At 64.6% G+C, this 13605-nt stretch carries 13 protein-coding genes and 3 tRNA genes; 8 read left to right on the top strand and 8 right to left on the bottom strand.

Annotated features, from left to right (window positions below):
- Positions 1-220: 220 nt before the first annotated feature.
- The 3 genes from NS365_RS03675 to NS365_RS03685 all read right to left on the bottom strand — a co-directional run bounded on the left by NS365_RS03675 (position 221) and on the right by NS365_RS03685 (position 1066).
- Positions 221-667, bottom strand: a complete 447-nt coding sequence (locus tag NS365_RS03675; protein WP_058598934.1) for a DUF2383 domain-containing protein — start codon at positions 665-667, stop codon at positions 221-223.
- Between the two features lie 219 nt (positions 668-886).
- Positions 887-960 (bottom strand) — tRNA-Gly (locus NS365_RS03680).
- A gap of 21 nt (positions 961-981) precedes the next feature.
- Positions 982-1066, bottom strand: a tRNA-Tyr gene (locus NS365_RS03685).
- 217 nt (positions 1067-1283) lie between these two features.
- Between NS365_RS03685 and NS365_RS03690 the strand changes: the two genes are divergently transcribed.
- Positions 1284-2150 (top strand): TrmH family RNA methyltransferase, encoded by an 867-nt coding sequence (locus NS365_RS03690; protein ID WP_058598935.1) that lies wholly within the window; start codon positions 1284-1286, stop codon positions 2148-2150.
- A 7-nt stretch (positions 2151-2157) separates the two neighbouring features.
- Here NS365_RS03690 and NS365_RS03695 read toward each other — a convergent pair whose 3' ends face one another.
- Positions 2158-2349 carry a hypothetical protein gene (locus tag NS365_RS03695; protein WP_058598936.1) on the bottom strand — a complete coding sequence of 64 codons (192 nt, stop codon included), beginning with the start codon at positions 2347-2349 and terminating at the stop codon, positions 2158-2160.
- Positions 2350-2537: 188 nt separating this feature from the next.
- Here NS365_RS03695 and NS365_RS03700 point away from each other — a divergent pair, with 188 nt between their 5' ends.
- Complete coding sequence (locus NS365_RS03700; protein ID WP_058598937.1) at positions 2538-3077, top strand: TRAP transporter small permease subunit; 540 nt, start codon at positions 2538-2540, stop codon at positions 3075-3077.
- Between the two features lie 24 nt (positions 3078-3101).
- A complete protein-coding gene (locus NS365_RS03705; protein ID WP_058598938.1) occupies positions 3102-4691 on the top strand; it encodes a TRAP transporter large permease in 1590 nt (529 codons plus the stop codon).
- Positions 4692-4746: 55 nt separating this feature from the next.
- Here NS365_RS03705 and NS365_RS03710 read toward each other — a convergent pair whose 3' ends face one another.
- Together NS365_RS03710 and NS365_RS03715 are read right to left on the bottom strand one after the other, a co-directional pair.
- Positions 4747-5850 (bottom strand): TRAP transporter substrate-binding protein, encoded by a 1104-nt coding sequence (locus tag NS365_RS03710; RefSeq protein ID WP_244498348.1) that lies wholly within the window; start codon positions 5848-5850, stop codon positions 4747-4749.
- A gap of 140 nt (positions 5851-5990) precedes the next feature.
- Positions 5991-7085, bottom strand: a complete 1095-nt coding sequence (locus NS365_RS03715) for a TRAP transporter substrate-binding protein (RefSeq protein ID WP_058598939.1) — start codon at positions 7083-7085, stop codon at positions 5991-5993.
- A gap of 171 nt (positions 7086-7256) precedes the next feature.
- Here NS365_RS03715 and NS365_RS03720 point away from each other — a divergent pair.
- The 5 genes from NS365_RS03720 (at position 7257) to modC (ending at position 10923) form a co-directional block, all read left to right on the top strand.
- A tRNA-Thr gene (locus NS365_RS03720) sits at positions 7257-7332 on the top strand.
- Between the two features lie 327 nt (positions 7333-7659).
- Positions 7660-8091: a hypothetical protein gene (locus NS365_RS03725; protein ID WP_058598940.1), complete on the top strand. Its 432-nt coding sequence runs from the start codon at positions 7660-7662 to the stop codon at positions 8089-8091.
- A 215-nt stretch (positions 8092-8306) separates the two neighbouring features.
- Positions 8307-9104 carry a molybdate ABC transporter substrate-binding protein gene (gene modA, locus NS365_RS03730; protein WP_058599027.1) on the top strand — a complete coding sequence of 266 codons (798 nt, stop codon included), beginning with the start codon at positions 8307-8309 and terminating at the stop codon, positions 9102-9104.
- A gap of 20 nt (positions 9105-9124) precedes the next feature.
- Complete coding sequence (modB, locus tag NS365_RS03735; protein ID WP_058598941.1) at positions 9125-9829, top strand: molybdate ABC transporter permease subunit; 705 nt, start codon at positions 9125-9127, stop codon at positions 9827-9829.
- Positions 9826-10923 (top strand): molybdenum ABC transporter ATP-binding protein, encoded by a 1098-nt coding sequence (gene modC / locus NS365_RS03740; protein WP_058598942.1) that lies wholly within the window; start codon positions 9826-9828, stop codon positions 10921-10923. The genes modB and modC overlap by 4 nt, the downstream gene beginning before the upstream one ends.
- A 2-nt stretch (positions 10924-10925) precedes the next feature.
- Here the strand turns inward: modC and NS365_RS03745 are convergent, their stop codons facing one another.
- Both NS365_RS03745 and NS365_RS03750 read right to left on the bottom strand, forming a co-directional pair.
- Entirely contained in the window at positions 10926-11450 is a 525-nt protein-coding gene (locus NS365_RS03745) for a hypothetical protein (protein ID WP_058598943.1), read from the bottom strand.
- Complete coding sequence (locus NS365_RS03750) at positions 11447-13600, bottom strand: glycoside hydrolase family 3 N-terminal domain-containing protein (RefSeq protein WP_058598944.1); 2154 nt, start codon at positions 13598-13600, stop codon at positions 11447-11449. Before NS365_RS03750 ends, NS365_RS03745 begins: the two co-directional genes overlap by 4 nt.
- Positions 13601-13605: the final 5 nt, after the last annotated feature.

The raw sequence follows: 13605 nt of genomic DNA on the forward strand, positions 1-13605 counted from the left end.
CGAATTTGCTCTTGGCCATTCTGTCTACCTTGCGGAGCCTGTGAAAACAGGGCCGCGACATAGCGAGTGCGCTCGTGAAACACAAGCACCGCCCGAATCGCCGTCCCTAACGAAAGGTGAAAACATCGGCTGAAATCGTATTCTCAACCGAAAAAGGGACCTGCCTCCCGGCAAGTCCCTTCATTCCCGCAGTTCCATCGTTCCTTGCAGTTCCGTCGAATCAGGTGGCGGCGGCTGCGTCCATCCATTGTTTGTGGCGGTCTTCGTCCGCGAAGGCCTTCTGGAAATAGGCCCGCGCTTCGGCGGGTGCGGCGTCGTTCCTGGAGGCCTGATCATAGGCCATCTTGGTCTCGATCTCGTTGGTTGCCATGGCTTTCAATACGGTCCGATCGCCGACGAGACCGGCCAGAACGACCTTGCCCTTGGTCAGCAGTTCCTTGGCGTCGCCTTCCATGGGCGCCTCGATCCCGAGCGATGAGGCCATGCGTCGCAGTTCCCGCGCATGAGCTTCGTGATCCTGCTTGAAGGCCGCGATCTTTTCGCGCGAGGCAGGGTCTTCAAGCCGGTCGATCGTCGCCTGATAGGCGGACATGGCGTCATGTTCGAGGATCAGAAGATTCTGCACCATCTTGTCGAACGTGGATTCGGTTCCGACCGTCGTGACCATGGGTCTCTCCTTGTTGGAAGTCCAAGGAGAAGAAGCGAGCGGATCGACCGTTCCGAACGGCTTTGGTAGGCGCGCAATGTTAGGAAGCCAAGAGGTGCAGGCAAACAGCCTTTGCCTCATCCCATCATACATGATCGATCCGGACGTGGGATGGACTACAGACGCGTCTCGGTCTTGCTGAGAACCGATCAAAACTCTTCCGATTTCGCGTCAGCGATATGGAGCGGGTAGCGGGAATCGAACCCGCATATTCAGCTTGGAAGGCTGCTGCTCTACCACTGAGCTATACCCGCATCCGTATTCCCTGGAACATATGGTGGAGGGAGTTGGATTTGAACCAACGTAGGCTAAGCCAACGGATTTACAGTCCGTCCCCTTTAACCACTCGGGCATCCCTCCATACTGCTTCAGGGTCTAGAAGCAGGAAGCGTTCGGCTCGCCGTCGCTTCGTGTGCCGGCCTTATGCAGCGCCGCGCCGCGCCTGTCAACACGTCTTCACACACAAGCCGCAAGCTCGTTTCGAAACGGCGCTCAGGCGCTACCGAAAGCCCGCGCAACCGGGCTTTCGAGCGCACACAGCCTATTCAGACGGCCCCTCCATGCTCTAGAAAGACGCATGAGCGACGACACCCCATCCTCGCGCACCCCCAAGGATGCGCATTACGCCAAGCTTCGACGCGCCCATCGCGAGCGCACCCGAGGCCCTCTTCCCGCCGATTCGCGCAAAAAGCCTTCGCCCCGGCCCGGCAAACCCGGCCCGGCCGACCGTGTGAGGCTCTATGGCATCCACACGGTGGAAGCGGCTCTGGGCAATCGCGAGCGCGTGCTGCATCGCCTCTATGCGACGCGCAACGCTCTCAACCGTCTCGAGATCGACGAGGCGAACCCGCCCTGCCCGCTCGAAATCGTCGAGCCGCGCTTCCTCGATTCGGAACTCGGCAGCGACGCCGTACATCAGGGCGTGATGCTGGAGGCCGATCCGCTTCGCGCCAAGCGCCTGTCGGATCTGGGCACAAGCGACCTGATTCTGGTCCTGGATCAGGTGACGGACCCACATAATGTCGGCGCGCTGCTGCGCTCTGCCGTGGCCTTCGGCGCGGGCGCTGTGGTGACCACCAGCCGTCATTCGCCGCAGGAATCGGGCGTTCTTGCCAAGTCGGCTTCCGGCGCGCTCGAATTCATACCCTATATCCAGATCACCAATCTCGCCGATGCGCTGAACGAGATCGCCGAACTCGGCTTCCAGACGATCGGCCTCGATTCGGAAGGCGCAGGCGAACTCGAACCCGCATTGAGCGGAACACGAATCGCCCTCGTGCTCGGTTCGGAAGGCAAGGGCCTGCGTCAGAAGACGCGCGAGACCGTCTCGGTGCTCACGCGGTTGGAAATGCCCGGCGCGATTCGCTCGCTCAACGTCTCCAATGCCGCCGCCGTCGCTCTCTATGCGGCGCGTCGCTTCATGGGCAGCGCGCAGCGCGGCTGACCCGATCCTATCGGGCGGCTCGCCGGCAGGCCGCCCGATACACATCCCCCAAGCTCGCGAGGGTCTCGACGGGCTCGGGCGCTTCGTCCCGGCTCTGGCGTCCTTCCAAACGTTGCAGCACGAGACGCTCGAACAGAAGCCGCTGCTCCAGCGTGCTCACCAGACGCCGCTGCCGCTCCACCCGCTTCTCCAGTGTCATCGTCACATTCCCGTCAGATCGCTGGCTGCCTGCCTCGGCTCGCCTTTTAGCGCCCGTGGCTTACGGTAAAAAGGCTGGCATTATCCGGGGCTTGTGGCATAGGCCACACTTCATAAACCATGCGAGGGATGACAGGCTCGTCACCTTCCGCGTGTGGACTCGCGCGGGGGAGTCCTTGGGGGGAACGGATGAAAGCACTTCTCTTCGTCAGCCAGTGCATAGACCGGCTGTCGGCCGGCTTCGCCGTGATCGCGGACTATCTGGTCCTGATCGCGGTTCTGATCAGCGCCGGTAACGCGCTGTTGCGATACACCTTGAACATGAGCTCGAACGGCCTCCTGGAAATCCAGTGGTACATGTTCGCGGCCATCGTTCTCCTGGGCGCGGCCTATACGCTACGCATGAACGAGCATGTACGCGTCGATCTTGTTTATTCCATGCTTTCGGTGCGCGGACGGCTGCTGATCGACATTTTTGGCTTCGTCGTCCTGTTCCTGCCTGTGATCGGCTATCTTTTCTGGCTCACCTTCCCCTTCTTCTGGCGCTCCTTCATCACGGGCGAAGCGTCGATGAACGCGGGCGGCCTCATCCTCTGGCCGGCAAAGCTCACCCTGCCGCTCGGCTTCGGACTTCTTTTTCTTCAGGGCCTGTCCGAGCTGATCAAGCGCGTTGCGGCGCTGAACGGCCTGATCACGCTCGAAACCAAATACGAAAAGCCGCTTCAGTAACTCGGCGTCCGGGGGGACATTTTCATGTTTGAATACGGTCCGATGCCGCCGATGATGTTCGGCGCGATGATCGTCTTTCTGCTGCTGGGCTTTCCGGTGGCGTTCTCGTTGGCTGCCGTCGGCATGTTGTTCGGTGTGCTCGGCGTGGTCTTCGACCATTTCAGCCCGGCGCTTCTGAACGCGCTGCCCTTGCGCTTCTACGGCACGATCTCGAACGATCTGCTGCTCGCGATCCCCTTCTTCACCTTCATGGGCGCGATTCTGGAGCGCTGCGGGCTGGCGGAAGACCTGCTCGAGGGCTCCGGCCAGCTCTTCGGGCCGGTTCCGGGCGGCTTGGCTTACGCGGTCGTGATCGTCGGCGCGGTGCTTGGCGCCATCACCGGCACGGTCGCGGCCTCCGTCATCGCCATGGGCGTCGTCTCGCTGCCCGTCATGATGCGCTATGGCTACGACATGCGGCTGGCGACCGGCGTCATCGCGGCGTCGGGCACGATCACGCAGGTGATCCCGCCCTCGCTCGTATTGATCATTCTGGCCGACCAGCTCGGCCGCTCGGTCGGCGACATGTATGCCGGCGCGATCGGCCCTTCGCTGCTCCAGATCGCTCTGTTCCTCGGCTTCATCTTCGTCGTTTCCAAGCTTCAGCCGCACCGGATGCCGCCGCTGCCGCCCGAAGCGCGCACCAAGAGCGGGCGCGAGCTGCTGTGGCAGGTGGCCAAGGGCATGGTGCCCTCGTTGGCGCTGATCTTCCTCGTGCTCGGAACGATGTTCATGGGCCTCGCAACGCCCACGGAAGCGGGCGCAATGGGCTCGGTCGGCGCGATTCTCCTCGCGGCGCTGCACGGCCGTCTGTCCTGGTCGCTAACGCGTCAGGCCATGGCGATGACCATGCGCCTCACCGCCATGGTCGTCTTCATCCTGATAGGCTCCACCGTCTTCAGCCTCGTCTTCCAAGGCATGGATGGCGGCCACTGGATCGAATATCTCCTGTCTCACATCCCCGGCGGGGTCGTGGGCTTCCTGATCTTCGTCAACATCTTCATCTTCTTCATCGCCTTCTTTCTCGACTTCTTCGAAATCGCCTTCATCATCGTGCCGCTTCTGGCGCCGGTGGCGGACTCGCTCGGCATCGATCTCGTCTGGTTCGGCGTGCTTCTCTGCGTGAACATGCAGACGGCCTTTATGCACCCGCCCTTCGGCTTCGCGCTGTTCTATCTGCGCGGCATCGCCCCGCCGAACGTGAAGACCTCCGACATCTATCTCGGGGCCATCCCTTGGCTCGGCCTCCAGCTCATTCTCGTGCTGGTGCTGATTCTCTGGCCGCAATCGGTGACCTACTTCCTGAAGAAGGAAGCCGTGGTGGACCCGAGCACGATCCAGCTCAACGTCCCGATGCCCGGAATGCCAGCACCGGGCGGCGCGCCCGCGCCGGGAGCCGCGCCGAGCTTCGGCCAGCCAGCGGCCCCAAGCTTCGGTCAGCCCGCAGCGCCCAGCTTCGGCGCTCCGGCGCCGGCACCGAGCTTCGGCCAACCGGCCGCACCGTCCTTCGGCCAGCCGGCGTCTCCCGCTCCGGCCCCCGCGCCCAGCTTCGGCGCTCCGGCGACGCAGCCGTGACAACAAAAAAGCCGGCGGTCTCCCGCCGGCTTTTTTGTTGAATAGGAGCGCGACCCTATTTCCCGGCCGCCTGCTGCGAATAGACATAGGTGTCGTAGGAATATTCCGCGACGCGGAACCACTCGTAGCTCTGCGAGCGGAACGTCTTCCAAGGGTCGTAGATCGCCTTCCACTTCGGATTGCTCTCCGACAGCGAAGCGTAAAGCTTCATCGCCGAATCGTAAGCGCCGTCCAGAATGTCGCGCGGCAGCGGGCGCAGCTGAACGCCCTTGCCGACGAGCGAGCGGATCGCCTGCATGTTCTTCACGTCGTAGAGCGCAAGCATGTTGATATTGGCGGCTTTCGCGGCCGTATCCAGCGCCACCTTGTAGCTTGCCGGCAGCGTCTCGTAGCGCTCCTTGTTGAAGAGGAAATGGACGGTCAGCCCGCCCTCCCAGAAGGCCGGGTAATAGTAATACGGGGCGACCTGATAGAAGCCGAGCTTCTCGTCGTCATAGGGGCCGATCCATTCCGTCGCGTCGATCGTCCCGCGTTCCAGCGCGGGATAGATGTCACCGCCGGCCAGCTGCTGCGGCACGACGCCGAGCGGCTCCATCACCCGGCCGGCAAGGCCCGCGATGCGCATCTTGAGGCCCTTGAGATCGGCCAGCGAGTTGATCTCCTTGCGGAACCACCCGCCCATCTGGACGCCCGTATTGCCGCCCGGCAGGCCCTTCACGCCGTATCCGGCGAGGAACGTGTCGAACAGCTCGTTGCCGCCGCCATGGTAGAGCCAGGCATTCTGCTGGCGCGCATTGAGGCCGAAGGGAATGGTCGCGCCGATCGCGAAGGTCGGGTCCTTGCCGACATAGTAGTAGCAGGCCGTGTGCGCGGCCTCGACGGTCCCGTCCTGCACGGCGTCGAGCGCCTGAAGGCCTGGCACGAGTTCGCCGGCCGGAAACACGTCGATATTGAAGCGACCATCCGTCATTTCGGAAATGGTCTTGGAGAGAACCTCCGCGCCGCCGAAGATCGTATCGAGCGTGTTGGGAAAGCTCGACGTCAGACGCCAGCGAATCTCCGGTGCGCTCTGCGCCAAGGCCGGCTTGGCGAGTGCCGAGCCTGTCGCCAAGGCGCCGCCCGCTAAGCCCGCCTTGAAAATGAATTTACGACGATCCACGCCGAGTCCTCCCTGAACACCCCCTCCGCGGGGCATGGCATTCTGGGAGGACATGAGCGCCACAAGCAAGGCGCGTCGGCGCCTTCACGAAAGCGTGTCAGAGGCGGCGGATCGCCTCTGACGACCTTATGAAGCCCGGCTTATTTCCCGGCGGCCTGCTGGGAATAGACATAGGTGTCGTTCGTGTATTCCGCGACGCGGAACCACTCGTAGATCTGCGTGCGGAACTGGCTCCACGGATCGTACATCACCTTCCACTTCGGGTTCGACGCATCGAGCTTGGCGTAGAGCTGCTGGGCCGATCCGTAGGCGGCGTCGAGCACGTCGCGCGGCAACGGGCGAAGCTGCACGCCCTTGCCCACGAGCGAGCGAATCGCGCGCATGTTCTTCACGTCGTAATCGGCCAGCATCCGCGTGTTGCAGACGGTGGAAGCCGCCTCCAGCGCCGCTCGGTAGGTCGCCGGCAGTTCCTCGGTCTTGGCCTTGTTGAAGATGTAGTGGACGGTCGGCCCCGCTTCCCAGAAAGCCGGGTAATAGTAGTACGGGGCAACCTGATAGAAGCCGAGCTTCTCGTCGTCATAGGGGCCGACGAACTCGGTCGCGTCCAGCGTACCGCGCTCCAGCGCAGGATACACGTCGCCGCCGGCCAGTTGCTGCGCGACGACGCCGAGCGGGGCGAGCACTTGGCCCGCGATGCCGGCGATGCGCATCTTCAGACCCTGAAGATCGGCCAGCGAGTTGATTTCCTTACGGAACCAGCCGCCCATCTGCGTACCGGTGTTGCCGCCGGGATGAGCCAGCACGCCGTAATCGGCAAGGAACGCGTTCACCGCCTCGTTGCCCCCGCCATTATAGAGCCAGGCATTCTGCTGGCGGGCGTTGAGGCCGAAGGGGATGGCCGAGCCGATGGCGAAGGTCGGGTCCTTGCCGACGTAGTAATAGAGAACGGTATGCGCCGCCTCGACCGTGCCCCCCTGCACGGCGTCGAGCGCCTGTAGGCCGGGCACGAGCTCGCCGGCCGGAAACACGTCGATCTTGAACTTGCCGTCGGTCAGGTCCGACACCGTTTTGGCGAAAAGCTGCGACGAGCCGAACAGCGTGTCGAGCGTGTTCGGAAAGCTCGACGTCATGCGCCAGCGCAGGTCCGGTGTGCCTTGCGCTAGGGCGGGTGCCGCCAGCGTCAGGCTGGCGCCGGCCGTCAGCCCGGCCGACCGAATGAATGTACGACGATCCATGGAATTCCCCCCCAGCGGCTCGGCTCGTGATCGAGAGCGCGGGCCGGTGCAATCTCTGCCAACCTCGCGCGGCCGATGAGAGTGGCCGCGTCGCTCTTTCCCTACACGAAACTTGCGCGATCGAAAATTAGAGGTGTCATCCGCCGGACATCGTGATATGGACGCGTCGTGGCCGGCTTAGCTCAGCTGGTAGAGCACCTGATTTGTAATCAGGGGGTCGCGGGTTCGAGCCCTGCAGCCGGCACCACGGGTCCACAAACTTCCATTCGATAGTTGATCTTTGTAGTCTTCCCAGCGTTCGGCGGCGTCGGGTGAGTTTCAGAGCGTGGCAGTTTGCTCCCGATATCTCGGTCGAGCCTTGCCTCTTCTTCTGACCTTCGCCAATATTGATTGAATCGTATTTTCAATAAAACCCGCCAATGAGAGCAAGCATGTTTTCGCCATAGGCGGCAGACATCCAAATGACGTGGCTGTTACTGATCAGTTGGTTCGATCTTTAACGGTTTTTTCCATCCCGCCTGAACGGCCGGTGGCCAATCTGGCCCCACGCTGAACATGCTGATGGAGCCTAGCGATGGCCAAAAAGACGAAAACGAAAGCCGTGAAGGTCGAGACCGGCGAGCCGACGACCAAGCGCGGCCTGTCGCGCAAAGTCAAGATTCTGGCCGGCTGCGCCACGATGTTCGCCATCGTTTCAGGGGCCGGTGGGGCTTATCTTCTGACGCAGTCGCCCGCCCATGCCGTCGAGACGGTCGAAGCCGGCCCCCCGCCGATTCCGGTTCCGATGCCGGTGGAACTTGTCGCGTCCACGGCGCAGCTTCAGGCAAGCGATTATCAGATCGTGTCGATCTTCCGGAACGAGGCGATCGTCGCGACGCGCGACAATCTCGTTCGCTTGAAGATCGGCTCGTCCGCGCCGGGCATCGGCACGGTGACCGCCATTCAAGCCGGCGACAATGGCGGCGGTGCCATCGTCGGAACGGACGCGACTTTGAAAAGCCTCTGACGGCACGCGAGGCCCGATCTCGGGCGGAGATGGTTCGTCTTCGCGAAGGCGATCGTCTCCCCTTCTCGCGTTCCTTCCCAACTCACCATTCGGAAAGGCCAGCCTTGGGGCTGGCCTTTCGCGTTTGCGGCTTCGTTTCGGGGATGACGCCCCTTTTCGAATGGCGGGTTCCGCTATATCCGTTTGGACATATCGGATCAGCTGAGGGGTCGTCCGTGCCGAATCGTCGAAGCCTGTTTCGTCTTTTGACTGCCGTGGCCCTCGTGATCGGCGGGCTGTGCCAAGCTCCCGCTCACGCGCAGGACAAGCCTCCCGTGGTCTTCGCGGCCGCGAGCCTCAAGAACGCGTTGGACGATGCGAATGCGGCTTGGAAGAAAGACGGCGGCTCCGGCGCGACATTGTCCTATGCCGCGAGTTCAGCGCTCGCGAAGCAAATCGAGGCTGGCGCGCCAGCCGATCTCTTCGCCTCCGCCGATCTTGCCTGGATGGATTATCTCGCCGAGCGCAAGCTGATCCGGCCGGACAGCAGAGTCGATCTTCTCGGAAACGATCTGGTTCTGATCGCACCGGCAAACTCGACTGTCTCGACCGAGATCACGTCCGGCTTCCCGCTCCGTTCGATGCTCTCGGGCGGCAAACTTGCCATGGCGAATGTGGATTCGGTGCCGGCCGGCAAATACGGCAAAGCCTCGCTTCAGAAGCTCGGGGTCTGGGGCGATGTGGAGGGCAGCGTGGCGCAGGCCGAAAACGTGCGCGCCGCGCTGCTCCTTGTGTCTCGCGGCGAAGCGCCGCTGGGCATCGTGTATAAGACGGACGCGGTGTCAGACCCGAGTGTTCGAATCGTCGCGACCTTTCCCGCCGATTCGTACGAGCCGATCGTCTATCCCTTCGCCCTGACAGCGGATACGCATTCGACAGAAGCGGCCGCCTTCCTCACCTTTCTGAAAAGCGACGCCGCCGCCGCGCTGTTTCGGAAACAGGGTTTCACGATCCTCGACGCGTCCCGCCCATAAGCGTTCGGCGAGGTCGAGGCGTGGAAACGGGATGGGGCTTCAGCGCGGAAGAATGGACGGCCGTGCGACTCAGCCTTCGCGTGGCGAGCGTCGCGACGCTGGCCAGCCTGCCCTTCGCGCTCCTGGTCGCCTGGTTCCTCGTGCGCACCCGCTTTCCCGGCAAAGCGCTGCTGAACGGTCTCGTTCATCTGCCGCTGGTTCTGCCCCCGGTGGTCACGGGCTACGTTCTGCTGCTGCTGTTCGGGCGGCGCGGGCCGCTGGGCGCGTTCTTCGAATCCTGGTTCGGTCTGGTCTTCTCGTTCCGCTGGACCGGTGCCGCGCTCGCCTCCGCCGTGATGGGCTTTCCGCTCATGGTGCGGGCGATCCGCCTGTCGCTGGAAGCGATCGACCGCCGGCTGGAGGATGCAGGCGCGACGCTCGGCGCAGGCCCGGTCTGGGTGTTCCTTCTCGTGACCCTGCCTCTCACCCTGCCCGGCATCCTCGCCGGTCTCATTCTGGGTTTTGCCAAGGCGATGGGCGAATTCGGCGCGACCATCACCTTCGTCTCCAACATTCCGGGCGAAACGCAGACGCTTCCGGCCGCGATCTATACGCTCACCCAAGTGCCGGGCGGCGACGCGGCGGCGCTGCGCCTGACGGCACTCTCCGTCGCTCTCTCCATGGCCGCGCTGATCGCCTCCGAATGGCTGGCGACGCGGCTCGACCGACGCGTCGGCTCTGCATGAGCCTCGATGTGTCCGTGCGCCAACGCCTCGGCGCGTTTCAACTCGACATCGCCTTCCGCGCCGAAGGCGGGCTGACCGCGCTGTTCGGGCGCTCGGGCTCGGGCAAGACCTCGCTGGTGAATCTCGTCTCTGGTCTCACGCGGCCGGATGAGGGGCGGATTGCGATGGGCGACCGTGTGCTGGCCGATACGAAGACCGGGCTGTTCGTCCCGGCCCATCGACGCCGGATCGGCTATGTCTTCCAGGACGCGCGCCTGTTTCCGCATCTGACGGTTCGGCAGAACCTCGTCTTCGGCCGATGGTTCGCCCCTCGGGCGGAACGAAGCGCGGATTTCGACGGGGTGGTCGATCTCCTCGGCCTATCCTCGCTTCTCGCGCGCCGTCCGCAGCGCCTCTCGGGCGGCGAAAAGCAGCGGGTCGCGATCGGCCGCGCGCTTCTGGCCAACCCTCGCCTCCTACTGATGGACGAACCGCTGGCGGCACTGGACGAAGCGCGGAAGGCGGAGATCATCCCCTATATCGAACGGCTAGGTGATGAAGCGGGTGTGCCGATCCTCTATGTCAGCCATTCCGTCTCCGAAGTGCGACGGCTCGCCTCGCATCTGGTGGTTCTCGCCAACGGTCGCGTCGTCGCCAACGGACCGGCTGCCGGCGTGATGGATCGGCTCGATCTGTTTCCGCTTGCAGCCGATCAGGAGCCGGGCCGAGAACTCGATGCAGAGGTCGTCTCACATGACCCATCCTATGGACTGACCACCGTCGCATTGGCAGGGGCGCGGTTTCATCTCCCCACCGTCGCCGCTCCGATCGGCAGTCCTCTGCGGCTGCGGATCCGCGCGCGCGACGTGATGATCGCGACACGAGCGCCGGAGGGGATCAGCGCGCTGAATGTCGCGCGCGGACGGATCGTGTCCGTCCGGCCCGATGGCCCCAGCGGCATGGATCTGCTGTTGGATTGCGCGGGCGACGAAATCCTCGCGCGCATCACGCGCCGCTCATTCGACGAACTCGGCCTGCATCCCGGCACCAAGGTCTATGCCGTGGTCAAGGCGGTGGCCTTTCGCCCAGCCGGCGAGCGCCCGCCAGCGGACTGATCTCAGGCGAAGCGCAGCGTTGCCAGCGGCTTCAGCGCAGCCGCCAACGGATCGATGGCGGCGGGCGGGCTTTCATCCACTGCGACCACGCAGGACGCAAAGTCGACGGGCTCGCGCAAAAGAGCCGCAAAGGCCGTCGCCCAATCCTGTGTGTCTTGGCGAGTGGGAATGCGGGTTGATGTGATCTGCACCAGCTGCGGATCGGCAAGAAGCCGGGCCAACCTCGCGGGCGCAAGGTCCAAAACGGCGGCCGGGGCGATGAGGCGGCCGGTGAAGCCGGCCGGCCGGTAGCCATCCGCAATCAGCCAATCGGCGAGGCCGGGTGCACGCCCCGCCGCCTGGAGAAGCGGACCCGCGCGCTCCCAGGCCCCCTCGGCACGGCGGCCGGGCACGGTGACGAGAAGAATCGTCCGAGTCTCCATGCTGTCGGCCTGTGCGCCCCAGGGACGGGCCACGACCCCGCCCGCCAGCGCCAGCCCACCAGCCAGAACCGCGCGGCGCGTCGGACCACTCGTCACGCCTTTCATGATCCGCCTTCCTCGATCTGGATGGTCTGGCGCAGGAGGCGGGTGCGGTCGGCGGCGGGGCCCACGAGGATTTCGTATTCGCCCGGCTCGACGGAGGGCGTCAGATCGGGGCCAGGAAAAGCGAGAGCAGCCACGGGCAGCGTCAGCATCGTGCGCGCCTCCTCGCCGGGGCGCAGCGTCAGGCGGTTGAAGCCCTTGAGTTCGAGCAGCGGCCGGGCGACGCGCGCCACGGGCTTCCGCACGAACAGGAAGACCGTTTCCTCCGCCAGATGCTCGCCGTCATTGGCAAGATCGACCGCGACCGTGATCGCCTCGTTGCCCTTCGGCCGTTTTGGCTCGACGGCGAGCGAGGCATAGCGGACCTGTCCATAGGTCAGACCATGGCCGAAGGCGAAGAGCGGCGTCGTCGGCAGGTCGATATATTTGCTGGTATAGTGCCCATCGGATGCGGGCCGGCCCGATGGCCGTTCGCCAAAGAAAATCGGCACCTGTCCGACCGAGCGCGGCCAGGTGATCGGCAGTCGGCCCGAGGGCGAGGCGCGCCCGGTCAGAAGATCGGCGACCGCATGACCCGCCTCGCTGCCGAGGAACCATGTCGCCAGAACCGCATCGGCGCGAGCAAAGAGCCAAGGCACGGCGATCGGCCGGCCGGAGGACAGGAGGACGACGGTCGGCCGGCCGAGATCCAGAACGGCGCGGGCGAAATTGGCTTGATCGCCCGGCAGTTCGAGCCCCGTGCGGCTCGCGGCTTCGCCGCTCATCTCGCGCGTCTCGCCGATGGCCAGAATTACGAGATCGGCCTCGCGGCAAAGCGCCAGCGCCGCCTCCGGCCCGCCTTCTTCCGCCTCGTCCACGCCGACGCCGCGCGCGTGAGAGATAGCGCAGTCCGGCCTGGCCTCACGCAGCCCTCGCAGGAAGGTGACGCACTCGCCCGCCTCCCCTGCGCCGGACCAGCTTCCCATCATGTCCGTCGCCGCATCGGCCAAGGGGCCGACCATAGCGATCCGCTGCGGACGCTCGGACAGGGGCAGCACTGAATGGCGATGGCTCAGCAGCACGGCCGAGCGCCGCGCCGCCTCGCGCGCCAGCGGGCGGTGCTCGGGCAGAAGCGTCCCGGCGCCCTCGCCGCCGGGCGCAAGCCCGCGCATCGGATCGTTGAACAGGCCGAGACGCTCCTTCAGCGCCAGGACGCGGCGCGTGCTCGTCTCGATCTCGCCGAGGGTCACAAGTCCGCGCTCCAGGGCAAGAGGGAGCCCTTGCTCATAAGCGCCACTCATCATGTCGATATCGACGCCGGCCTTCAGCGCCAGCGCGGCAGCTTCGGTGAGATCGGTCGCGACGCCATGCGCGACAAGTTCCGCGATCGCGTTGTAATCGCTGATGACGACGCCATCGAACCCCGCCTCGCCCCGCAGCCAGCCGTTCAGGAGCGGGCCATTGGCCGTCATCGGAACGCCCGAGAGATCGGAAAAGGCCGGCATGACGGCCGCGCAGCCCGCCGTGATCGCCGCCTGAAACGGTGGCAGATAGGTTTCGCGCAGCGTGCGCTCGGACATGTCGGTCGAGGCATAGTCGCGCCCCGCCGAGGCTGCGCCATAGGCGACGAAATGCTTCACGGTGGCCGCGACGCTCCTCGGATCGGACAGATCGTCCCCTTGAAAGCCACGCACCTTGGCCGCGCCGAACAGCGACTGGACGTAAGGGTCCTCACCCGCACCTTCCACCACCCGGCCCCAACGCGGGTCGCGCGAGACGTCGAGCATGGGTGCGAAGGTCAGCGCCACGCCGTCGACGGCCGCTTCACGCGCGCTCGCGCGCGCCGTCGCCTCCCAAAGCGACGGGTCGAAGGCGGCGGCTTCGGCCAGCGGCACGGGAAACACCGTGCGATGCCCGTGCACCACGTCGAAGCCCAGCAGCAGCGGGATTTTCAGGCGCGACTCCTCGATCGCGACGCGCTGGATATCGCGCACAGATCTTGGGCCGAAGACGTTGAGAAGGCTCCCCGCCCGCCCCTCGCGCACCGCGCCGGACGCATCGCCGCCGAGAATCGGCCCGGTGACGGAAAAGCCGGCGGCCAGCATGTTGAGCTGGCCGATCTTCTCCGTCAGCGTCATCTGCGACAGAAGCGCGTCGATGCGCGATGCGGACATGGGCA

The organism is Aureimonas ureilytica, assembly GCF_001475935.1.
Taxonomy (GTDB): Bacteria; Pseudomonadota; Alphaproteobacteria; order Rhizobiales; family Rhizobiaceae; genus Aureimonas; species Aureimonas ureilytica_A.